Genomic DNA, 22,589 nt, shown 5'->3' with positions numbered 1-22,589 from the left:
AGCTCACCTCATTTAAATTTCAACTTTTTTAAATTGCGCTTTATTAAAAAGACCTTCTTTATTATGATAATTAAATAATATATTAGTCTGTCCCTTCTTTAACTCTTTCGTAGGCTCTTTAATTGCCTCTATAATATCGTAAGCAAAAGTCTCTATCTGAATTTCCTTCCGCAATTGTCGAGAAGAAAGTTGATTTAACTCTACAAAATACTTTTTAATCTCTTTTGGATTATTAGTAAAGTCTCTAAACCTAGTTTTATAGTTTTCTATTCTATATCTAGTAAGAAAGTCAGGTAAGTTATTAACTCTTCTTCTGCCTAATAAATAGTCAAATTTCAAGACTTCATTGAATAGCTTTTGCTTTGCTTGACAATGTTGTTGATAAAATTTCTGTAAAACCTGATAAAGGAAAGTTAATTTATGCGAATAACGATAATATTCTCCTTCTTCCCAAAAAGAAGCTAAATCATAATATAGTTCAAAATAACTATCATAAAAATTCTGGTAAATAAACTCTAAACTGTGATCAAAGTAATGAGCATTCCCAAAGGTTTCTAAAACTTCCTCTACCATCTTCAAATTTAGAATCTGATCATAACTTATATCGTTATTAGCCAAAACTTCATATGGTGGTCGTTCTGTGAATAAATATCCATATTCTTCAGCATTTTTTCGCAAACCAGAGCCTTGCAACAACTTTAAAAACCCTAATTGTAATTTATGAGGCTTAAGTTGATAAACATCATTAAACGACTCTTTAAACCTTTCATAATCTTCCCTAGGCAGACCTGCAATTAAGTCTAAATGAAGGTGAATATTTTCAGCCTCTAATAATTCATTAACTACTTCTTTTACACGATTAAAATCCATCTTTCGTTGAATTATATCTAAAGTTGCTGACTTAGTAGACTGAACCCCAATCTCAAATTGAAAATAACCGATCGGAACCTGCTTTAACCATTCAATCATCTCATTACTTAACAGGTCAGCTGCTATTTCAAAGTGAAAGTTAATTTCATGGTCATCAGGCTTATTATCTAATAAAAACTTAAATATCTCCCAAGTCCTCTTAGAATTGCAATTAAAAGTCCTATCTACAAATTTAACCTGTTTCACCTTAGCATTTATTAATCTTAATAGCTCGGTCTTAACTCTTTTTAATGAGAAATTTCTAACCGATGATAAAGTAGATGATAAACAATACTGACAGTTAAAGGGGCATCCTCTACTTGCTTCAAAATAGGCAATTTTATTCTCTAAACCACCTATCTGATTATATGGTGATGGTATTATATCTAAGTCATCAATTACTGGTTGTGGCTCATTTTTAATTATCTTATTCTCTTGTCTATAAACTAATCCTTTAACATTACTAAAAGGTTTATTATATTTTAAGCTAGTAAGCAATTCCTTAAAAGAATACTCCCCTTCACTATAAATAATATAGTCAATCTCTGCGTACGCTTCCATTAATTTAACTGGATTATAAGAAACTTCTGGTCCACCTAAAATAATAGTTAGCTCCGGCTTAACTTTCTTTAATATTTTAATGATATCTAAAGTTTTATCTATATTCCAAATATAACAAGAAAACCCGAGTACATCGGGATTAGCTTTATAAATCTCAGCAGCAATATCATCACTATGTTGATTGATTGTATATTCAGATATCTCTATTTTAAATTCATCCTCACAGTAACTCCTTAAATATCTAATAGCTAGTGAAGAATGTACAAAACTAGCATTTAAAGCTGAAAGTAATACTTCCATATTAACCCTACCTCTCTTAACTACCTAATTATTAGTTAATAGTTTTTTAATTTAACTATCTTTTATGTATTTTTCAATAACTATTAAGAATTAACCTTCATTATTAATTAAATTTTCATATTATAATTTTTTCACAAAAAGGTATTAACATTCGTATCTAGAATATAGGAGTAGAAACATAATATACCAAATGACTGGAAATAATCAAGGAGTTGATAATATAAAGATGCATCTTAATCAGATTAATCCAAAAGACAAACTGCTAATCTTAGCCAAAAGGGTTATTGATGGTACAGGTGCTCAACCTAAAAATAACCAAGCTATCTTTATTGAAAACCAGCAAATCAAAAATATTATCCCACAAAAGAAATTAAACAATCATCCAGAATTAAACAACTACCATAAGATTGATCTAAATGACACTACAATACTACCAGGACTAATCGACAGCCATGTTCATCTAGCATTAGATGGCATAGACTTCAAAAAAACTACTGAAGAATGGAAGTCACCAGCTAAAACGAATAAAAGAGTTAAACAGGAACTTGAAAATACTATTAAGAAAGGAATAATAGCTATTCGTGATGGCGGAGATAAAATTAAAATAGGATTAAACAGTAAAAGAAGAATCCTTAATAATGAAATAGTTGGACCACAAATCATCTCTACTGGGCAAGCTATCTATAAAGACGGAAACTACGGTTCTTTTTTAGGACCAGGTATCAACTCTAAAAAAGAGATCAAAAATGAGATTACTCGACTTTATAATCTAGGAGTTGACCAATTGAAAGTCTTAGTTTCCGGGATTGTAAGCTTTAGTAATTATGGCAAGGTAGGTCAAGTTCAATTTGATGTTGATAATTTAGAGTATATAGTAGATTTGGCCCATAGCTTAGGCCTTGAAGTAATGGCACATGCTAGTTCAAACGAAGCGGTACAAGTGTCAATTAAAGCAGGCGTAGACACTTTAGAGCATGGCTACTTTTTAAGTGAAGAATCCTTGAAATTAATGACTGAAAAAGATATCCCTTGGATTCCTACTGTAGTTCCAGTAGCTAATCAAACGGAAGTCCCAGATCAATATTCTGATGAAGAGCTAGATGTTATCAAAAGAACTTACAAACTACAATTAAAAATGATAGATAAAGCAAAAGAATTAGGAGTTAGGTTAGGAATAGGTACAGATGCTGGAGCTTACCAAGTGCGACATGGTCTCTCTTATTTTAGAGAATTAGAATTATTTAACCAAACCTCTTTGACTCCTTTAGAAATTATTAAAATTGCTACTATTAATAATGCTGAAATCATTGGCCTAGATCAAAAATTAGGTAGTATTGAAGCAAATAAAGAAGCTCACTTAATTGGAGTTAAGGGCAATCCATTGAATGACCTTTCTTTACTTAAAGATCCTGAATTAGTCTTCTACACTCCAATAAATAACGAAACTAAATTATCACAATTAGAGGCATGAATTTTAAAAAATTGATTTTTATTAAATTATCTTTTGACAAGCTTACCATATCATGTTATAATAAATTAGATTTATTATTTACAAGGAGGAATTATTTTTTATGAAAACAGGAACAGTAAAATGGTTTGACTCAGAAAAAGGTTATGGATTTATTGAGGTACCAGGTGAAGACGACGTATTTGTACATTTCTCAGCTATTCAAGATGATGGATTCAAGACTTTAGAAGAGGACCAAGAAGTAGAATTTGAAGTTGTTGAGGGAGATAGAGGACCTCAAGCTGAAAATGTAGTTAAGTTATAATCGCCTATTATATGCGTAAAGCAATAATATAGATTATTTCTGAAAAGAGTCATTCGGTTAACCGAATGACTCTTTTTTTATCTCCTAGTCTTCTATACTGCCTTTACTAATTAGCTTTACTATTTTTTACATAAGAAGAATGAACATAATAAACTAATCCAATTAGAAATAGCCCATAAAATATCATAACACCATATCCTATCCTAATACCTAATAGATCATTAAGTAATCCGGTTAACCAATTAGCCAAGATAACATTCCCTAAACTACCAGCAGTTAAAGTAGCACCTAAAATAACCGATACATTTCTTTTAAATGTTTGAAACATTGCCGCCTGTAAGGTTGGAAAATTCATAGCAATAAAGAAACCAGTCATTGAAAAGAAGATTGCAAATGAATTCGGCCCTAATAAACCCAAACCCAAAAGAAGGATAGTTACTACAGTCGTCAATATAACAAACTTTAGATACTCAAATTTTTCTACTACCATGCTAGCTAGGAGACGCCCTAGTGTAAATAAAATAAAGAAAACAGAAATATAAAAACTGATTTCTTCTTTACTCCTCATCTGCACATCATCTAAATATACTCCTAACCAACTAGCTAAACCTACTTCTAAACCTATATCTAATCCAAAAATAAACATAAAGATTAATACTCTTCTATCCGCTAAAAGCACCTTTAAAGGTACACTTTCTTGAGTCTGTTCTTGGCGTTTAGAAGGAAAGTTACTAAATAGAGAAGAAACTAATAATATTATAACAAATACTATTCCAAACGAATAAGTCGCTTCCCAGTTAAAATTAAATTTAAAGACCAAACTAGCATATAATGGAGCAATAAAACCACCTACCCCAAAAAATAGATGAAAACGATTCATCATCTTTCCCTTTTCTTTAGTAAAAAGCTTAGAAACTAAAGTATTAGCACTTACATTTAAAGTACCTATCCCATACCCTAGTAACACCATTACTAAAATTAATGATTGATACTGGTCAGTAAAGCTAACTCCTACTAAAGCTATACTACTAAATAAGAAGCCTGAGATGAAATTTTTCTTCAAACCCAACTTTTGAATTAGTACACCACCAATTGAGGTAGCCACTATACTTCCTAATGAAAAACTAGAGACTACAAAGCCTAATTGAGAATAATTAATATTATAATCTTCCTGTATTAAAGGATTGACGACCCCTTTTAAGTTAATTATGATTCCTAAGAATAACATAACTGCAAATGCATATCCAATCAAAAACTTACGTCTATTACTAATATCCATTTATACTGCCTCCATTTCAGTAATCGAAACTATATCTACAAACAATGACTATTATATATTATTGACTAACAAATTAAAAGCTAAAATCATCTTTGCTTCAATTGGTTAAAAGTGGTATAATTAGTACAAAAGAAGAGAGGAGACTCTAAAATGGGGCAAATATTTGTAATTGGCAATCAAAAAGGAGGAGTAGGAAAGACAACTACTTCTTTAAATTTAGGAGCTGCTTTAACTGAATTCGGAAAAGATATTCTCTTAATTGATTTAGACCCACAAGGTGGCTTAACATTACATTGTGGTTATGAACCAGATAAATTAGAACTAAGTATCTATGATGCTCTTAAAGATGAAGACTTAACTAATGATGCTCTTTTAGAAACAAAGTTTGGAGCTCACCTTCTACCAGCCAATGTCGATTTAGCTGTAAGTGAAATGGAACTTATCAATTCCGTAGCTAGAGAACGACGCCTGACCGCTATCTTAAACCCAATTCGCGATAACTATGACTTAGTAATTATCGATGGTCAACCGTCATTAGGTCTTTTAACCTTAAATGCAATGACTGCTGCTAATCAAGTTATTATTCCTATTGCTTGTGAATACTTGGCTTTACGCGGAGTAGATGGTTTAATGAAGATGATAAAGAAAGTACAAGGACAATTAAATAGTAAATTAAAGATAAATGGCGTAGTACCAACTATGTTTGATCGCCGAACTAATCATACTGAAGCTGTTTTAAAACAGATTAAAAAGACATTTGAACCCGAAATTAAAGTCTATGACCACATTATATATCGTAGTATTCGTTTTGCTGAGGCTGCTGAAAGACAGAAAGCTATCATCTATTATGCTAAAAATATCCCTGGTGCTGCTGCTTACCGTGATTTAGCGCGCGAATTGATTAGAGCAGGTGAAGTTTAATATTATTAAATAAAAAGAAGTAGACTAGTTTTACCTAATCTACTCCTTTATAGACATATAAATCATATGTTCAACTACATTAAGATTCTCATATGAATTAGTTATAAAAGTTAATTACTTAATTAACTTTAATGGTACTGGAGTAAATTCATCTACTGTTTTACCATTTGCTACTTTCTTAGCTGTCTCAACAGCCATCTCACCCATTAATCCTGGCTTCTGAGCAATAGTTGCCGCTAACTTACCAGCTTTAACTGCTTTTCTAGCATCATCGATAGCATCAAATCCAACTACAGTTATTTCATCTAACCTTCCTGCTGCTTCAATAGCTTGGATAGCTCCTAACGCCATAGAATCATTATGAGCAAATACAGCATCAATATCTTTTTCAGCTTGTAAGATATTTTCCATAACTGTCATTCCTTTTGCTCTATTAAAGTCAGCTGGCTGACTAGCTACTACTTCTAACCCTTCGTATTGATCGATACCTTTATGAAACCCTTTCCCTCGGTCTCGAGCAGCTGAAGTCCCTGGAATACCTTGTAGTTCTACTAACTTACCTTTTTTATTTAACTTTTTAGCAATAAATTCTGCTGCCATCTTACCACCAGCTACATTATCCGAAGCAATATGAGAAGCTACCTTACCGCCATTTGCACCTCTATCAACTGTAATTACTGGAATATTAGCATCATTGGCTGATTGAATTGCAGATACAATCGCATCTCCATCTACCGGATTAATAACTAATACATCTACCTGCTTCACAATTAAATCTTCAATGCTACTTAGCTGTTTAGCTGCATCATCTTGAGCATCCACCACTAATAATTTAGCACCTATTTCTTTAGCTTTCTTTTCTGCTCCTTCTTTTAAGTCAACGAAGAATGGATTGTTCTGAGTAGATACAGCAAATCCTATCTTCAAAGCATCTGCTTTTTCTTTCGATTCTTTTGGTGCATTACCTTGACACCCCATCAACCCTACTGCCAACACTATAATTAATCCTAAAATTACCAACTTATTCTTTAACATATTTAATCCTCCCTCAAAATCAAGATTATTTGATACATTTTTGACCTCTAAATTCTGCTAGCTTTTAACTCATAATATCATTAAGCAGGCCTCACCTCCCCAATCTTCAAGCTTTTTACTGACTTCTACGGTCTAAAAAGACCGCAATTAAGATTACTGCCCCTTTAGCAACTAACTGATAAAATGATGAAACATTTAACAAGTTCAATCCATTATTTAAGACACCAATAATTAAAGCCCCAATAATTGTTCCAATTATTCCACCTTGGCCTCCAGAAAGACTAGTACCACCCAAAACAACAGCCGCTATTGCATCTAATTCATAGCTTGTCCCAGCCGTAGGTTGAGCAGAATTCAATCTTGCAGCTAAGATAACTCCACTGACTGCTGCTAAAAAACCACTAATCATATAAACGCTGGTCTTAACAGTATCAGTATTAATCCCTGATAGTTTAGAAGCCTTTTCATTTCCGCCTATAGCATAGACATAACGGCCAAATGGAATCTTTTTTAAAACAATATAACAGACTACTAAAATAATTACCATAATTACTACCGGCATAGGAATCGGTCCTAAATAACCAGCACCAATAAACCTAAAAACTTCATTAAACCCTGAAATAGGTCTACCATCTGAATAAATTAAAGTTAGACCTCGAGCGATAGTCATCATCCCTAAAGTAACTATAAAAGCAGGCATTTTGGCTTTAGCTACCATTAATCCATTAACTAAACCTAATACTGTTCCAACTAAGATACCAGCCAAAATAGCTAAGAAAATGCCTGTCCCACTAGCTAATAATCCAGCCGTAATCGCTGATGATAATGCCAATACTGAACCTACTGATAGATCGATACCGCCAGTTAGGATAACAAAGGTCATACCGACTGCTAAAATAGCGTTAATCGAAACCTGTCTTGTTACATTTAATAAGTTATGGGCTGTTAGAAAGTAATCACTGGCTAAAGATAAAGCAATAACTAAAACAATCAAACCAATACCTGATTTAAATTTACTAATTACTTTTACCCCTTGTTTCCATTTAGAATTAACGGCTTTCTCTCCCATTATTATATTCCTCCTGTCGCCAATTTCATGATTTTTTCTTGATTTGTTTCTTTTCTATCTAATTCACCAGCTATTCGTCTATCATTCATTACTAAGACTCTATGACTTAAATTCAATATTTCTGGTAGTTCCGATGAAATTAAGATTACTGCTACTCCTTCTTCAACTAACCAATTAATCAAATCATAGATCTCTGCTTTAGCCCCTACATAAATACCTCGGGTAGGCTCGTCCAAAATAACGACTTCTGGCTCAGTAGTCAATAGCTTAGAAATAACTACTTTCTGTTGGTTTCCACCACTTAAATTTTTAACTAACTGCTTAGCATGAGGTGTCTTAATACTTAATTTATCAATGTACTCATCTGCTAATTTAGCTTCTTGGTTCTCATTTATAAAACCAGCCTGTAATAGTTCATGCAAGACAGATAAGGAAATATTCTCTTGTACTGAAAGATCAAGAACTAATCCTTCACCTTTGCGGTCTTCACTTAAATAATAGATTCCCATCTCAATCGCCTGCTTAGGAGAAGTAATATTAACTCTATTACCTTTAAAGTAAATCTCACCTTCCTCTATATTAAATAAACCATAGAGACTTTTAGCTAACTCAGTTCTACCTGAGCCCATTAAACCTGCAATTCCTAAAACCTCTCCTTTATATGCTGCAAACGAAAGATCGATTACTTTATCTGGAACAGTTAGACCTTTAACTTCCAAGATTTTATCTGATCTATTATTAATGATTTCTGGAAATCTATCCTCAATCTTGCGTCCTACCATCATCTTAATTAGTTCATCTTCGTCAGTTTCATCAATTTCTACTTCCCCAACATACTCACCATCTCTTAAGACAGTTACTCGATCACAAATTTGAAAAATTTCCTCCATTCGGTGAGATATATATAATAGAGATCCCTTCGGCTGTTAGTCGTTCAATTAAGTCAAATAAGATTTCAATCTCTTTTGGCGTTAAAGATGAAGTAGGTTCATCCATTACTAAAATATTAGCATCTTGTGATAAAGCCTTAGCTATCTCTACCATCTGTTGATTCCCGATATTCAACTCGTTTATTTTACTTTGTGGATCAATATTCACTCCTAGCCGATTCATAATTTCTTCAGTCTTTTCATTGAGACGCTTAAAATCGACTAAGAAACCTTTTTTAGGTTCACGACCTAGGAATATATTCTCAGCTACCGTTAAGTAAGGGATTAATTCTAGTTCCTGGTGGATAATAGCTAATCCTGCTTCTTGTGCTTCTTTGGGACTTTTAAACTCAACTTGATTACCTTCAAGATAGATTGAACCACTATTCTTTTGATAGATTCCATTCAAAACTTTCATTAAGGTTGACTTCCCAGCACCATTCTCACCTAATAAAGCATGGACTTCACCTTGATGAAGATTAAAGTTAACATTATCTAGAGCCTTAACTCCTGGGAACGTTTTCGTAATCGCTTTCATCTGCAAAATTATCTCTTCATTCTGCATTAAAAATCAACCCCAGAAATCAGAATTATATTAGCGTAAGATATTACTTCCCCCGTCCTTACTATTCCTTTAGCACTTTGAGTCATCTCCTTGAATTCTTCATGACTACAGTATTCAATATCTATTTCTCCTAAAAGTTCTAGTATCTTATCGTGTAAATCAGGACTCACATCTCTTATTTCACTAGCCATAATTGCTTTTTCCACTACTAAATCATCTAAAGTTGCTTGTAAAACATTCATGAATTTAGGAATTCCTGCGGTTAAAGCTAAATCAATCCTATTAGCCGGTCTTGGAATCGGCAACCCGACATCACAAATTACTAATCGGTCAGTATGTCCCATTTCTGCAATTAATTGCGATAAGTTACTATTAAGAATACCTTTTTTCTTCATCTATTATAAGCCCCTTTCCTGTTGAAATGCTTTCACCTCTGAAAGACTTGGCAAAGAAGTCTGAGCTCCTAACTTAGTTACTGCTAGAGCAGCAACTTGATTAGCGAATCTAATAGACTTCTCCTCATCCCAACCTTGCTGCAAACAATAAGCAAACGCTCCTGCAAATGAATCCCCAGCTGCCGTAGTATCCACTGCTTCTACTTCAATAGCTGCATAATCTTGCTCTTCATCATTAGTATAAAGAGTAATACCATTCTTTCCTTTCGTCAGTAAGACTTTATTTACTCCCCAACTTAAAAGCTGATCAATCTTCTCTTGACGATTTTTAAACCTATAATCTTCCAAAAGTAGATCTAATTCACCTTCATTTGGTAACAAATAATCTATTTTATCATAAATATCTTCTGGTAACTTTTGGGCCGGTGCTGGATCGAGAATAACAGTAGTCTGATATTTATCAGCTAAATTGATCGTATGAATAATCGTTTCTAGAGGAATTTCCATCTGTAATAAGATTACTTCTGCTTCTTTTATCTTATTCTCTCGCTTATCAATCATTGTCTTTCTTAACTTTCCATTAGCACCAGGTACTACTACTATTCGGTTATCACCACTATCTTCTACAGTTATAGCTGCAACCCCGGTACTCTCTTCAAGTCTAAATATACTATCTGTTTTTACTCCTGCTTCTTCTAAATTAGATATTAAGCTATCACCGAAATGATCTATACCACATGCACCAATAAAGCTAACTTGACCACCTAATTTACCTACCGCTACTGCTTGATTAGCTCCTTTTCCACCAGGAATTTCTTTAAAATATTTGCCGATAATCGTTTCTCCTGTCTGTGGATAACGTTCAGTCTGTACTACTAGGTCCATATTCATACTACCAACTACTAAAACTTTATTATGCATTAGCTTGCCACTCCTTTGTAGAACTTCTTATCTGCAACTTAGGCTTTAAGATTACATCATCCCCTATGAAATTAGATTCATTTATTCTTTTAATTAAAATTTCTGCTGCAGTCATTCCCAACTTATACTTAGGCTGCATAATCGTTGTTAATCCTGGTCTAATAGCTGAAGCAATATCAATATCATCATGACCAACAATCGAAATATCCTCAGGAACCTTTAGACCTGAATCAAAGACTGCTCCATAAGCACCGATAGCCATCAAATCATTAGCCATAAATACAGCTGTTGGTCGCTGTGATTGTTCTAGTAAAGTCGTCATTAACTTATACCCTGACTCTTTGCTATAATCTCCTTTTAAAACCCAATTGTCACTATATTCGAGGCCAAACTCATCTATCGCTTGCCTAAAACCACTCAATCTATCACGAGCTGTTTTAGTTGCCAAATCACCGGCTATATGAGCTAACTTAGTATGGCCCAATTCTATTAAGTAAGAAGTAATCTGATAGGCAGATGTCTTATTATTAATTGTTACTGCTGGCAACTCTACCTCAGGTATCTTACGGTCAATTTGCACAACTGGAAAATTAGCTTTAGCTAATTTATGTAATTCTTCTTTATTACCTATTGATAATGACAGAATCATACCATCAACCTGCTTACTCCTCATTAATTCAATTGCTTCTCTTTCTTCCTCTTTGTTATTATCAGTATTACAGAAGATAACTGAATAGCCTAACTCTTTTGCTTTATCTTCTATTCCTCTAGCCACCTCTGGAAAGAACGGATTACTAATATCAGGTATAATCAAGCCAATGGTATATGTTTTTTTTAGTACCAATCCTCTCGCAACACCATTAGGATTATAACCTAGTCGATTAATTACTTTTTGTACTTCCTCTTTTGTATTATCACTAACATCGGGTTTATTATTTAAAACGCGGGAAACTGTTGTAATTGAAACTCCTGCTTCTTTAGCTATATCTTTTATAGTTACCTTCAATCTATTCACTCCTCATTATAACAACCGATATCTTAATTAAATAATGACTTTTAAGAAATATATCTTTCATGAAAGCGTTTTCGGTAACGCTTTCAATAACATTATAAAATATTCTGACAAATTAGTCAAGTAATTGTGATAATATTTTTTCATCTTTGCTTTAACACCTCTTATTATTGATGAATATGATATTAAAAATAGTTAAAAAGGAGGTATTAGATAATGAATGAATCTAAACCAAACAATTTTGAAGAATTATCAAATAATAATTCAAATCAAAACCAAGTCAATCTCTCAAATGAAGGACTACAACAAGAAGATGAAGTAGAAAGAGTCTGTTTACCAGAAATAGGCTCACCTGCTCCTAAATTCACAGCAATGACAACCTTCGGTAGACGTTCTTTAACCGATTATCGAGGTAGTTGGCTAGTCTTCTTTTCACATCCAGGTGATTTTACCCCAGTCTGAACAACTGAATTTATTGCCTTTGCAGAGGCATACGATGAATTTCAAAGGTTAGACACTGAATTACTTGGGTTAAGTATTGGAAGCCTACAATCTCATTTAGCTTGGGTCTATGATATTTATCAAGAAACTGGAGTGGAGATCCCATTCCCAATCACTGTTGACCTTAGCATGCAAATTGCTAAGCAGTATGGTATGATTCAACAAGCTACTAGTAATACATCTACAGTTAGAGCAGTCTTTATTATTGATCCACGAGGTATTGTGAGAGCCATCAACTATTATCCTTTAGAAGTTGGTAGATCAACTGAAGAAATATTACGATTAGTTAAAGCGTTACAGACGGCAGATCGATTTGAAGTTGGTACACCTGCTAATTGGCAACCTGGTGAACCAGTTGTTGTGCCACCACCTAGCACTTATCAACAACTTATACGAAGAGTTGAAAATCCACCATCTGATTGGAATTGTATCGATTGGTATCTATGTTTTAAAGATTTATAGTTAAAATTGTAGACCACCTCATTTCGAAAGTCTCTAATATATTAATACTTTTACTCATTTAATCCCCCCAGTATAATTAGTTTTCTCTACTATAATAATTTATGGCATTATAATATATTATATAATAGTATAAGTCCTTTAAAAAATGATTAAACAATATAATATAAAGTAAAAACCTCTCCTATGACAAAGAGAGGTTTTTACTTTATATTTAATTTAAAAGGGAGTTATATGCTATTTTACATCATGCCAGGACCATAGCCACCCATCATTCCTGGACCTTGACCATAACCTCTCATCATACCAGGGCCATGCATCATTGGACCAAAACCAGCGCCCCCCATCATACCCGGGCCACTCATACCACAAGGCATTCGGTAAGCACCATTACCTCTATTGTCTAATTCATCTCCATGCTCTTCATAATATTCCTTCATTGTTTCTAATCTTTCTAACATATACTCTGCTTGTTGTTCAGTGATTAAACCTCTTTCTAACTGCTGGTTGATGTAATCTTTCTGAAATTGATAATTCTTCTGAAACCAGTTATCATTTCCTTCTTTCGCCATAACCATTACCGCCATAGATAATACTAACGCCAATACTGTTACACCTATTACTACTTTTTTCATCTTATCCACACTCCTTTGTTAATTTATCCCCTTTTAGGGGCTGTTCCTTTCTTGTTAAGTATATTGTATATACTAAATATGAAAATATAATGAAAAGAGTGTGAAAAGAATGTGAAAATTAAATAAGACCAGAGCTGTGACAACCCTGGTCTCCTACTAAGGAATATGTTGTATTATATAATTGTGAAGGAAGATAATGAGGGGTATTCATTAACAAGGGGTAATTCAATTAAAAGAGTCTATAATTACCTTCCTTCTTTTTAAATTTTAACATGGAATTAAATCTACTTCTGTTGATTAAGTCACATTATCATTGAATGTCCATATTCTTTAAATTGAACATAATCCCCTATACCCTTTATATTTAAATTATTTTCTGCTATCCACTTTCCAACTGTAAACTCAAAAAAATGGTGGGACTAGCAGGAATTGAACCTGCGACCTGCAGATTAGGAGTCTGCTGCTCTATCCTGCTGAGCTATAGCCCCCATATTCCCTTATATATTATATCCAAATTTGCGAACGATTACAAGATAAATAATTTGATAATTATTTATAAACTCACCCTAAATTAACATTCCTACTACTTTATAATATTTATAATTTAATTATTTGTTAAAACTTAATTATCTATTACAGCATCTTCTTTATTGAAAAACTCTTATATCAATTCAATCTTCCGCATTATGTTTTAATTTTTAATAATTTTTGGTTACTTATCTGAATAAAATGACTTAAATATTTAAATAAAACAAAAAGAACTAATCCGACTGACAAAATTTCTGCTATCCGAGCAGGATAAAGAAGTAAAGTACTATTAAATTCCTTTTCTAAAAACCCTGAAGTCAATTTTAAACCTATAGCTGTGATTACAAAAGGAAATGTAAAGGCTGAAAAACTAGGATAAAAACCTACTGCAAGCATCTTTGGTAAATAAATTAAAACAAGAGCTAACATCGTTAAAGTCAATAAAAGCAACCAACCTAACATCAACATATTCTTCTCAGGAAAGACGCTCATATATCCAGCCAAACAAAGTCCCGCTGGAGCTGTAAATATAGAAATAGTAGGCAAAGTAGGATCCTTCATTTCCCCAATCCGAAAGACTCGATAAGTAACGATCGGTAATAGAATCATGTAAGCAATAAATCCAAACCAAAAGATTATTTGCCCCAGCTCAATGCGGTTAAAAAGAGGAGCAGTTACACTAGCGACTACTATACCTACATAGACAATAAAATAGCTAGGAAAAACATTTTTAATATCAAAATTCATAATAAAACGAAATGAAAATATGATAACCAATAAAGCATGAAGTATAATTCCACCATACCATATATATAAAGCCAGTTGATAAGAAAAAGGCACTATATAACTAGCTAAAATTATAATTGCCATAGAAAAAGTTAAGGCTACACTAGCCACCACTGGATTCTTTAAATCATTAACAACTCCTCGGCAGTCAATAAAAAGTCTACCTATTAAAAGCAACAATATTGACACAGCTAACAGCCCTGCCAAATAACGATATTGACTTCCATAAGAAAGAACAAGATTTCCTGCACCAACTAAGCCAAGCATCAAACCTGCTATCGGTACTGGTGTTCTCTTGAAAATTGTAGACATCTTATTCTGCCTCCTCTAAAGTAGTGCCGCCTGCATTAATCTCACGCAAAATTATCTCAGTAGCTTTAGCAGCCACTTCCCCAGTAAAAGAAGCACACTGGTCTTTATGCTCCCCGGAAGCCATATTAAACCCATCGGTTAAGACCTTACAACAAAGACATCCATGATTGTCTTTAAAACTCTGCTGAAGTTCATTTGTTAACCTTAAATTTCTTTCAACCCGTTTATCTCCACCTTTAGTACGACCAAAGAAATAACTGATTGCCATCACTCCTCCCGAAACAGCTCCACAAACACATTTTGATTTACCGATCCCAACTGGAAATCCAGAAGCCATAGCGATTATTCTATCTGAGATATCTAATTCAAACTGATTCCTAATACTACTAATTATCGCCTCCGAACAATAAAACTGCCCACTCCTAAATAATCCTTCTGCTTCTTCTCTTACCTCATTTACTCTTACATCTGTTTGCAAAATTAACCCCTCCTAATCTTTTCTTATAAACTATAATATCACACATTATAAATCTTTTCAATAATCAATATAAATTAATTTTATAGAAGAGGGGGTAAAGTTAATAATCTGCAAATAATATAATTTGTTATACAATAAAAAAACCTGTCTCTTTTTTTAAGAAACAGGCTTGTTCACTCTACTTAAAACTATTATTTTTTAACTATTTAATCTCTTGAGGTTGTTCTTTTCAACTAGCTTCTTTCTTTATTCTTCTTGCATCTAGGGCATAATCCATATAATTTTATCTTATGTTCAAATAACTGATAGTCCGTTTTATCACTCACTTTTTCTTCAAAATTATGTAACGGGCAATCCAGTGCCCTAACTTTACTACAAATAACACAGACCAAGTGATGGTGGTGCTCTCTACCCACTCTTAATTCAAACCTACTCTCTTTACCATATAAATTTAACCTATAAATAATATTCTTCTCTTCAAAATAATTAAGATTCCGATAAACTGTTGATAATCTCAAAGTATCCCCTTTACTCTTGATCTTTTTAAATACCTCTTGCGCTGATAAAGGTCGATTACTATTGATTAAAACTTTTAAAATAGCAAAACGCTGCTTAGTAAATTTAATCTCTTTATCTTTTAATTTCTGCTTCCAAAAAGCTAATTCATCCATATATTATCTCCTACACCCCATTACTCGTTGTGTTATCCTTAACCTTAATCCCAATCTTAGTCTAAACCTTAACCTCTTGCCACCTGCAAATAAGACCCCTTACCCACTTATAAATAATAACAGTAATCAAACAAACTACACTGGCTAAAATTATCGTTCCTCCAGGAGCTAAATCCTGATAAAAAGCAATAATAAGCCCTACATTAACCGCAAGAATACTAAAAATAATACTATTCCTTATGGTTGCTTTAAAACTTTTGGCTAACTGCAAGCTAGTAGCCACCGGTAATGTAATTAAAGAAGATACTAATAAACCACCGATAATCCGCATAGAAATTGCAACAGTAATTGCTACTATAATTAAAAATATAGTATTCAATCTCTTAACTGGCACCCCAGCTAACCTAGCCTCTGCCTCATTAAAGGCTAAAAAAAAGAAACCATAATAAAAATAGAATATAATACCTATTATCAAAATTGCTAAAGGAATAATAATAAATATATCTTTCATTGTAATTAGTGATATACTACCAAATAAGTAACTAAAGATTCCTGAACTATTACTAATCAAACTAATCAATATTATTGCCACTCCTAAGCCTGTTGCTAAAATGATAGCTAATGATAATTCTTCATAATCTTTATAGTCTTGTCGTAATTTCTCAATCCCCAGCGATGCAGTAATAGCAACTATTAACGCAGTATAAATAGGATAAATACCAAGTAACATTCCTAATGCTACTCCAGCTAATGAAATATGAGATAGAGTATGACCTATTAATGATAATCGCTTTAAGGTTAGAAACACTCCAATCAAAGGACAGATTATTGCTACTAAATTTCCTACTATAAATGCTCGCCGCATAAAAGAATAAGCAAAAACTTCTAACATAGACTGCTTTCCACCACCTGAGAAGCACTTAGAGGAGTTATCTTTTGTTTAGCAAAATGAAATACTCTATTTGCATACTGAATTACAGCTTCAATATTATGAGAAATTATTAATATTGTCAATTCTAATTCTTGATTTAATCTGTTAAGCAACTTATAAAATTTATTCTGATTCTCAATGTCTACTCCAACTAAAGGTTCATCTAGAAAAATAACTTTCGGTTCACTAACTAAGGCCCGAGCAATAAAGATTCTCTGTTGTTGCCCACCAGACAGATTACCAATCTGTCTCTCTTTGTGCTCCAACATATCTACTAACTCTAAAACCCTATTAATCTTTTGGTCCAACCTTAAATTCAATAACTTAAACCTTCCAAACTCCTTATATAAATTAGCTCCGATAACTTCTTTTACAGTAGCTGGAAAACTATCGTTAAACTCCTTTACTTCCTGTGAAATATATCCTAACTTCGTCCAGTCACTAAATTCATTTATATTTTGACCAAAGAGTTTTATCTCTCCTTGTTGAAAAGAAATCTGTTCCGTTAAGAGTTTTAAAAAAGTGCTCTTACCTGAACCATTAGGACCTACCAAAGCTACGAAATCGCCGTTCCTAATATCTAAATTAACATCTTTTAAAATTACTTCTTCATCATAACCAAAATTCAAGCCTCTTATTTTAATTATTTCACTCATCTTCATCTACCAACGCCTTTCTTAAATTCTTAAGATTTTTACTCATTATTGAAAAATAGTCTGCATTATTCTCCTTCTCTTCTTCAGTTAAACCAATAATCGGATCAAGAGTTAATATCTTCAAACCAGTTTCTTTAGCTAATACTTCTGCCACCCTAGAATTAGATAACTTCTTCATAAAGATATATTTTAGCCCATCTTTTCTTACTCTCTCAATTAATCTAGCCAAAGCTCCTGGCGATGGCTTTTCATGAAGTGTGACTCCGGTAACAGATAACTGATTCAATCCATATCTATTGGTCAAATACCTAAAAGCATCGTGAGAGACCAAAATATAATCTCGATTTCTATTAGTCAAAGTTGCTCTATATGCTTGACCAAGAATATCTATCTTCTTCGTATAACTTTTATAATTTTGCTGATACTCCCTTTTATTTTCAGGATCTAAATCAATAAATTCATCCCTTACTCGTTTAGCAATCAACTGCATATTAATGGGGTCTAACCAAATATGTGGGTCATACTGACCATGGCTATGTACGTAAGTATTTTCCAACTTTAATAGCTTAACTTCTTCACTAGCCTTAATAACTTCGATACCTTTTTTTTGAAGAAGCTTTGCAACCTTAGTCCCCCAAGGCTCTAAACCAACGCCATTATACAGAAATAAATCCGTTTTTAATAATCTACTTTGCTGTTGAAGTGAAGGTTTATAACTATGTACTTCTTCACCATTAGGAATTAGGAGATGTAAGTCTACTTTATTTCCACCAATCTTATTTGCTAAGTCATATAACGGATAAATACTCACATAAATATTTAATCTATTCTGTTGATTCCTTAGGCTATTTATCTTATTTACATCAGAAGTCCACCAATTATCAGGCAGATCAATTAAGACTAATGATGTAGCTATTATGAAAAGTAATAATAGATAAAGAAACCAGCGCCGATTAGTATATATTCTTCTGTCTTTAAACAATTAACCTCACCCTAACCATATCTTTATTTGCAAATCATTTGCATCTACTATTCATATAATTAACATTTTAAACACTTTTTATACAAAAAATAAACTCTCCTATGAAATCACAGGAGAGTTTATTAATTATATTATATTATATTATATATTAAGTTTACTTAAACATTTCAAAGTATTTTTCTGGTGTTGGAAACTCACCTAGTACAGCTGCCATCGCTGCTACATGAGCACTTCCTAAATAAGTCTCTGAATCAGCTGGTCCAATTCGAGACTGATAATTACGAGTAGTTGTAGTTAGAGCTGTTGCTCCAGAGCCGATTCTTCGTTTATTACCCATACATAAACCACAACCTGGCATAGTAATTGTAGCTCCTGCCTCGGTTAATTTAGCTAAACTACCATCCTTAACTAATTCATTATAGATATCTCGAGAAGCAGGACAGACGACAAAGTTAAGACCATGTGGTACTTTGTGACCTTCAACGATTCGTGCTGCTGCTCTAATACTTTCCAAGTCGCCACCGACACAACTACCGATAAAGACTTCATCTAATTCAGTTCCTGCTACCTCTGATATTGGTGCTACATTATCAGGATGATGTGGCTTAGCTACTAGAGGCTCATCTACTTCAGTTAATGGAATTTCAATAGTAGCTGCATATTCTGCTTCTTCATCAGCCTGAGGTAGAACTGGATTAGCTAAAAACTCTTCAATACTCTCAATCGTATCTTTAACCGAAGGACAACTTTCTGCATCGGTTCTTGACTTTAAGTATTCTAAGTTTTCTTCGATTGCTTCAATAGTGACTTCATCTGCTGGTACTGTTCCTGCTGAAGCACTTCGTTCTGCAACAGCATTTGTTAAGATATATCTCTTATCAGAATCTAAAAACTCTACACCTTCCATTTCAATGATGCGACCATTATATACATCTTTACCTACTATCTCTTCCGCATAAACTACTAAAGTAGAAACCAAATCACGAGCAGTTATTCCTTCCTTTGGTTCACCTTTAAAGATAACTCTTACTGACTCGTCCATAGTCAAATCTTGTTTACCATACTTCATAGCCCCTGCTACGATATCTGATGCTGCTGGGAAGGAAACTCCTCTTGGAGTTCGAGTATGTGAATCTCCTCCTACCACTACATCTGTAGGTAGTATGAATCGATTTCCAATCGTATGGATGATACCCTCGCCAGGCTCTAAGCAGACACCGCCTCGTTCAGTAACGAATTCATTAATAAATTTATGTCTATCTCTATCTTCACTAGATGGACATTCTCCGGTATGACATAATGATTGAACTACAGCTTCTGCACCGAAGTCTCCCCCAGCCATCGATTGATACTCTTCAAGAGTCATTGGTCCTGTTGTATCCTGAGAGTAAACTGCTCTTACTGCTACAGTTGCAGTCTCCCCTGGTACAATTGTATCTTTCCCATCTAACCTATTCATTCCTACAATCTTTTGAGCTAATGTTTGAGTAGGTTTATCATCCTCTTCTTTAGCTCCTGCAGGCAATTTGCTCTCATCAAAGTCGACACCACTTTCACGACAATATTCTGCTGCCCACTGTTGTAATTCATTTCCGGCATCAAAATAAGTCATTCCCCCGGCAGCAATCTTATCTAACATAAATTGAATCGGTAGTTCAATATCTAATTCTTCTTCCTTATTAACAGTTAACTTCTCTGCTTCGATATCAACTTTTAATTGGTCCCCTTCATTAATAGAATCAGTATTACATTCAAGTGGTACAATACCAGAAGCTACTAAAGAGTTCTTGAAAATTGGGGCAAAGCTCTTAGCAATAACCACTCCCCCAACCTTCTTTTCTGGTTCTCCTTCAACTGGCTTACCTAAGACTTGTAACATCGTATAAGTAGCTGATTTTCGTGAAGAACCTTCTCCTAATGCAGCTCCTGCCACAAAGATAACATTATCATCTTGCTCTTTTAATTCTTCTAAACGTTCTAAAAAGTCTTCCTCATCTTCACGTCCATCCATAATAAATTGAGCATGACGAGGATGGTCAGTTCTACTGTCAGCATTCTTTGAAGGACTTAAGTGACCAGTAGTAATATTATCTCCTACTTTAATTGTAACTCCTTCATATTCAGCCTGCAAATCCCAATCCTTAGCAAACTCTCTTTCAGCCCAACTCTTAATTATCTCTTGCGCTACTTGTTTATCTTCAACTAAATTAGCTACCTCTTCAAATTCAGACTTATTAACTAATACCGTTTTCTTTAAAATGTCAGTCACTTCTTCTACAAATAAATCCGCTTTTAATATATCGATTAACTCACTAGTAGCTGCTCCACCGTTCATATCTGCTAATAATGCTAAAGCTTCTTTAGCATTTAAGTAATCAGATTCAATCTCACCTTTAACAACTTTAGCCAAACCTTCAGCTTTAGCATATGAAGAAGGGAAAGTCCCTCTTCTTACTTCTTCAGATAATAATCTTACAACTAGCTTGTCCATCCGTTCAGTTGTAAAGATAGTAAATTCTCCTTCATCTAAACCTTCTACTTCTAAACCCGCTATTAATCCCTCAACCTCATCAACATTTAATGGTCTCGGTGGTAAATTATATGCGTTTTTGCGGGCTAAAGCTTTTTCTTTATAGCCTTCCAACAATTCAATTAATTCTTCTTTCATGCTGTATTACTCTCCTCCTCATAAAAAGCGATATTTATCACTTTATAATTATACATTATTTCAACAGCATTTACAAATTTAATCCATCTTCACAGAGTGATTTGTGAGCTAAACCTGTTCACTTAGATCAACATTTTTTATAGAGGTCATTTGAAAGAGCAAAGCCACTATATCTCTAAATCATAGAGACATAGTGACTATCTTCTACACAATTGAATCTTTATCTACCTTAAGCTTTTTTAATAAAACAGACTATCTCACTCTCTTTTTCCTTCACTTTTATTACTTCATATCCACTTTCGTCACACCAAGACTTGACCTCATCTTTAAATGCTGGATCATCAAGCTTCACCTCTAAAATATCGTCACCTTCTAGCTCTTCAACTTTATTCTGTACTCTTTCACTTACATCCATACATTGTTCTCCTCGAAGATCCAGTATAATAGCATCACCTAACGGCTCTCCAGTCTCATCAGTAGCAATCTGTCCGTGTACTACTTTATCTTTCACTTCACCTTTGGATCTAGCTTCTTTATCCTGCTCAACTATTTTATAAAGTCTATAACCACCACTTAGATTCTTCACCGTATCAAATCCATTCTGCAACAGAATCCGAGCTGCTATATAAGAACGCAACCCACTACCACAATAAACGATAATCTCTTTATCCTGTGGTAATTCATCTATTCTTTTGCGTAATTTACTAAGAGGAATATGTATTAAATTATCAGTAAGGTCAATAACTCCCATCTCATACTCTTTCTTAGTTCTAGTATCTACCAATACGGACTCCTGCCAATCTACTTCATCTAAGTCTGACCAATGAATGACTCCAGTTGTCTCTTTAAGAATATTACCAGCTGTAAAGCCAGCCATATTAACTGGGTCTTTAGCTGAAGAATAAGGCGGTGCATAAGCTAATTCTAACTCTTGTAAATCAAATACATTTCTTTTAAATCTAAGTGCAGTTGCTAAAACATCGATTCGTTTATCTACTCCATCACGACCTACGATCTGTGCTCCTAATAACTCACCATCCTCTGGTTTAAACAGAATCTTAACTGTCATTGGAAAAGCACCTGGGTAGTATCCAGCGTGGGAACGAGAAATCGTAAAGGATGCTTCATATTCAATTCCTTCTTGCTCTAAGCTCTTTTCATTCTTCCCAGTCGAAGCAACAGTTAAATCAAATACTTTGGCTACGGAAGTCCCTTGTGTTCCTGTAAACTTCTCCTTGCGACCAGTTAAGTTATTAGCTACAATTCTCCCTTGTTTATTAGCTGGTCCTGCTAAAGGAATATGAGTCTTTACTC

At 33.7% G+C, this 22,589-nt stretch carries 21 protein-coding genes, 1 tRNA gene and 1 pseudogene; 5 read left to right on the top strand and 18 right to left on the bottom strand.

The annotated features are described in order from the left end of the window. Positions 1 to 12: 12 nt before the first annotated feature. The gene (locus tag BM077_RS02715; protein WP_089748187.1) at positions 13 to 1,770 is read right to left on the bottom strand and encodes a B12-binding domain-containing radical SAM protein; all 1,758 of its coding nucleotides are present in this window, start codon (positions 1,768 to 1,770) and stop codon (positions 13 to 15) included. A 226-nt stretch (positions 1,771 to 1,996) separates the two neighbouring features. Between BM077_RS02715 and BM077_RS02710 the strand changes: the two genes are divergently transcribed. Further along, positions 1,997 to 3,241 carry an amidohydrolase family protein gene (locus tag BM077_RS02710; RefSeq protein ID WP_176941613.1) on the top strand — a complete coding sequence of 415 codons (1,245 nt, stop codon included), beginning with the start codon at positions 1,997 to 1,999 and terminating at the stop codon, positions 3,239 to 3,241. A 100-nt stretch (positions 3,242 to 3,341) separates the two neighbouring features. Next, positions 3,342 to 3,542, top strand: a complete 201-nt coding sequence (locus tag BM077_RS02705) for a cold-shock protein (protein WP_089748189.1) — start codon at positions 3,342 to 3,344, stop codon at positions 3,540 to 3,542. 106 nt (positions 3,543 to 3,648) lie between these two features. Here the strand turns inward: BM077_RS02705 and BM077_RS02700 are convergent, their stop codons facing one another. Beyond that, a complete protein-coding gene (locus tag BM077_RS02700) occupies positions 3,649 to 4,821 on the bottom strand; it encodes an MFS transporter (RefSeq protein WP_089748190.1) in 1,173 nt (390 codons plus the stop codon). A gap of 150 nt (positions 4,822 to 4,971) precedes the next feature. On the opposite strand from BM077_RS02700, the gene BM077_RS02695 reads away from it, so the two are divergent. After that, positions 4,972 to 5,742, top strand: coding sequence for a ParA family protein (locus tag BM077_RS02695; protein ID WP_089748191.1), 771 nt, complete (start codon positions 4,972 to 4,974; stop codon positions 5,740 to 5,742). A 114-nt stretch (positions 5,743 to 5,856) separates the two neighbouring features. Here the strand turns inward: BM077_RS02695 and rbsB are convergent, their stop codons facing one another. The 6 genes and pseudogenes from rbsB to BM077_RS02665 form a co-directional block, all read right to left on the bottom strand. Next, positions 5,857 to 6,777 (bottom strand): ribose ABC transporter substrate-binding protein RbsB, encoded by a 921-nt coding sequence (rbsB, locus tag BM077_RS02690; RefSeq protein ID WP_089748192.1) that lies wholly within the window; start codon positions 6,775 to 6,777, stop codon positions 5,857 to 5,859. Positions 6,778 to 6,892: 115 nt separating this feature from the next. Beyond that, complete coding sequence (locus BM077_RS02685; protein ID WP_089748193.1) at positions 6,893 to 7,846, bottom strand: ABC transporter permease; 954 nt, start codon at positions 7,844 to 7,846, stop codon at positions 6,893 to 6,895. A 2-nt stretch (positions 7,847 to 7,848) separates the two neighbouring features. After that, positions 7,849 to 9,340, bottom strand: a pseudogene (locus tag BM077_RS14175) (sugar ABC transporter ATP-binding protein). Beyond that, on the bottom strand, positions 9,340 to 9,735 hold the full coding sequence (gene rbsD / locus BM077_RS02675) for a D-ribose pyranase (RefSeq protein WP_089748194.1): 396 nt from the start codon (positions 9,733 to 9,735) through the stop codon (positions 9,340 to 9,342). Before rbsD ends, BM077_RS14175 begins: the two are co-directional and overlap by 1 nt. A gap of 3 nt (positions 9,736 to 9,738) precedes the next feature. Beyond that, entirely contained in the window at positions 9,739 to 10,656 is a 918-nt protein-coding gene (gene rbsK / locus BM077_RS02670; RefSeq protein WP_089748195.1) for a ribokinase, read from the bottom strand. Then, a complete protein-coding gene (locus BM077_RS02665) occupies positions 10,649 to 11,671 on the bottom strand; it encodes a LacI family DNA-binding transcriptional regulator (RefSeq protein WP_255361541.1) in 1,023 nt (340 codons plus the stop codon). Before BM077_RS02665 ends, rbsK begins: the two co-directional genes overlap by 8 nt. Positions 11,672 to 11,884: 213 nt before the next feature. On the opposite strand from BM077_RS02665, the gene BM077_RS14170 reads away from it, so the two are divergent. Both BM077_RS14170 and BM077_RS02660 read left to right on the top strand, forming a co-directional pair. Beyond that, on the top strand, positions 11,885 to 12,130 hold the full coding sequence (locus tag BM077_RS14170) for a redoxin domain-containing protein (RefSeq protein WP_445082259.1): 246 nt from the start codon (positions 11,885 to 11,887) through the stop codon (positions 12,128 to 12,130). Beyond that, positions 12,011 to 12,631 (top strand): peroxiredoxin, encoded by a 621-nt coding sequence (locus BM077_RS02660; protein ID WP_445082258.1) that lies wholly within the window; start codon positions 12,011 to 12,013, stop codon positions 12,629 to 12,631. Before BM077_RS14170 ends, BM077_RS02660 begins: the two co-directional genes overlap by 120 nt. A gap of 239 nt (positions 12,632 to 12,870) precedes the next feature. On the opposite strand, the gene BM077_RS13580 is transcribed toward BM077_RS02660, so the two are convergent. The 10 genes from BM077_RS13580 to BM077_RS02610 all read right to left on the bottom strand — a co-directional run. Then, positions 12,871 to 13,263: a hypothetical protein gene (locus BM077_RS13580; protein ID WP_089748198.1), complete on the bottom strand. Its 393-nt coding sequence runs from the start codon at positions 13,261 to 13,263 to the stop codon at positions 12,871 to 12,873. A gap of 411 nt (positions 13,264 to 13,674) precedes the next feature. Further along, positions 13,675 to 13,751: transfer RNA gene (locus tag BM077_RS02650), tRNA-Arg, on the bottom strand. Positions 13,752 to 13,947: 196 nt separating this feature from the next. Beyond that, positions 13,948 to 14,889 (bottom strand): TDT family transporter, encoded by a 942-nt coding sequence (locus tag BM077_RS02645; protein ID WP_089748199.1) that lies wholly within the window; start codon positions 14,887 to 14,889, stop codon positions 13,948 to 13,950. Position 14,890: 1 nt separating this feature from the next. Further along, positions 14,891 to 15,367 carry a C-GCAxxG-C-C family protein gene (locus tag BM077_RS02640; RefSeq protein WP_089748200.1) on the bottom strand — a complete coding sequence of 159 codons (477 nt, stop codon included), beginning with the start codon at positions 15,365 to 15,367 and terminating at the stop codon, positions 14,891 to 14,893. A gap of 233 nt (positions 15,368 to 15,600) precedes the next feature. Continuing rightward, positions 15,601 to 16,038, bottom strand: coding sequence for a Fur family transcriptional regulator (locus BM077_RS02635; RefSeq protein WP_089748201.1), 438 nt, complete (start codon positions 16,036 to 16,038; stop codon positions 15,601 to 15,603). A 61-nt stretch (positions 16,039 to 16,099) separates the two neighbouring features. Beyond that, complete coding sequence (locus BM077_RS02630) at positions 16,100 to 16,930, bottom strand: metal ABC transporter permease (protein WP_089748202.1); 831 nt, start codon at positions 16,928 to 16,930, stop codon at positions 16,100 to 16,102. Beyond that, positions 16,924 to 17,631: a metal ABC transporter ATP-binding protein gene (locus tag BM077_RS02625; protein ID WP_255361542.1), complete on the bottom strand. Its 708-nt coding sequence runs from the start codon at positions 17,629 to 17,631 to the stop codon at positions 16,924 to 16,926. Before BM077_RS02625 ends, BM077_RS02630 begins: the two co-directional genes overlap by 7 nt. After that, positions 17,618 to 18,607, bottom strand: a complete 990-nt coding sequence (locus BM077_RS02620; protein WP_089748203.1) for a metal ABC transporter solute-binding protein, Zn/Mn family — start codon at positions 18,605 to 18,607, stop codon at positions 17,618 to 17,620. The genes BM077_RS02625 and BM077_RS02620 overlap by 14 nt, the downstream gene beginning before the upstream one ends. A gap of 154 nt (positions 18,608 to 18,761) precedes the next feature. Beyond that, on the bottom strand, positions 18,762 to 21,275 hold the full coding sequence (locus BM077_RS02615; RefSeq protein ID WP_089748204.1) for a bifunctional aconitate hydratase 2/2-methylisocitrate dehydratase: 2,514 nt from the start codon (positions 21,273 to 21,275) through the stop codon (positions 18,762 to 18,764). 229 nt (positions 21,276 to 21,504) lie between these two features. After that, on the bottom strand, positions 21,505 to 22,589 hold a 1,085-nt coding region (locus BM077_RS02610), incomplete at its 5' end, for a rhodanese-like domain-containing protein (RefSeq protein ID WP_177188338.1).

This window comes from Candidatus Frackibacter sp. WG13 (genome assembly GCF_900114655.1).
Classification (GTDB): Bacteria; Bacillota; Halanaerobiia; order Halobacteroidales; family Acetohalobiaceae; genus Frackibacter.
This window is presented reverse-complemented; position numbering and strand designations above follow the sequence as displayed.

Coding starts and splice junctions, on each gene's coding strand:
- BM077_RS02710 (WP_176941613.1), top strand. CDS start 1,997: ATGCATCTTAATCAGATTAATCCAAAAGACAAACTGCTAATCTTAGCC.
- BM077_RS02705 (WP_089748189.1), top strand. CDS start 3,342: ATGAAAACAGGAACAGTAAAATGGTTTGACTCAGAAAAAGGTTATGGA.
- BM077_RS02615 (WP_089748204.1), bottom strand. CDS start 21,275: ATGAAAGAAGAATTAATTGAATTGTTGGAAGGCTATAAAGAAAAAGCT.
- BM077_RS02715 (WP_089748187.1), bottom strand. CDS start 1,770: ATGGAAGTATTACTTTCAGCTTTAAATGCTAGTTTTGTACATTCTTCA.
- BM077_RS02700 (WP_089748190.1), bottom strand. CDS start 4,821: ATGGATATTAGTAATAGACGTAAGTTTTTGATTGGATATGCATTTGCA.
- rbsK (WP_089748195.1), bottom strand. CDS start 10,656: ATGCATAATAAAGTTTTAGTAGTTGGTAGTATGAATATGGACCTAGTA.
- BM077_RS02635 (WP_089748201.1), bottom strand. CDS start 16,038: ATGGATGAATTAGCTTTTTGGAAGCAGAAATTAAAAGATAAAGAGATT.
- BM077_RS02625 (WP_255361542.1), bottom strand. CDS start 17,631: ATGAAGATGAGTGAAATAATTAAAATAAGAGGCTTGAATTTTGGTTAT.
- rbsD (WP_089748194.1), bottom strand. CDS start 9,735: ATGAAGAAAAAAGGTATTCTTAATAGTAACTTATCGCAATTAATTGCA.
- rbsB (WP_089748192.1), bottom strand. CDS start 6,777: ATGTTAAAGAATAAGTTGGTAATTTTAGGATTAATTATAGTGTTGGCA.
- BM077_RS02630 (WP_089748202.1), bottom strand. CDS start 16,930: ATGTTAGAAGTTTTTGCTTATTCTTTTATGCGGCGAGCATTTATAGTA.
- BM077_RS13580 (WP_089748198.1), bottom strand. CDS start 13,263: ATGAAAAAAGTAGTAATAGGTGTAACAGTATTGGCGTTAGTATTATCT.
- BM077_RS14170 (WP_445082259.1), top strand. CDS start 11,885: ATGAATGAATCTAAACCAAACAATTTTGAAGAATTATCAAATAATAAT.
- BM077_RS02645 (WP_089748199.1), bottom strand. CDS start 14,889: ATGTCTACAATTTTCAAGAGAACACCAGTACCGATAGCAGGTTTGATG.
- BM077_RS02685 (WP_089748193.1), bottom strand. CDS start 7,846: ATGGGAGAGAAAGCCGTTAATTCTAAATGGAAACAAGGGGTAAAAGTA.
- BM077_RS02695 (WP_089748191.1), top strand. CDS start 4,972: ATGGGGCAAATATTTGTAATTGGCAATCAAAAAGGAGGAGTAGGAAAG.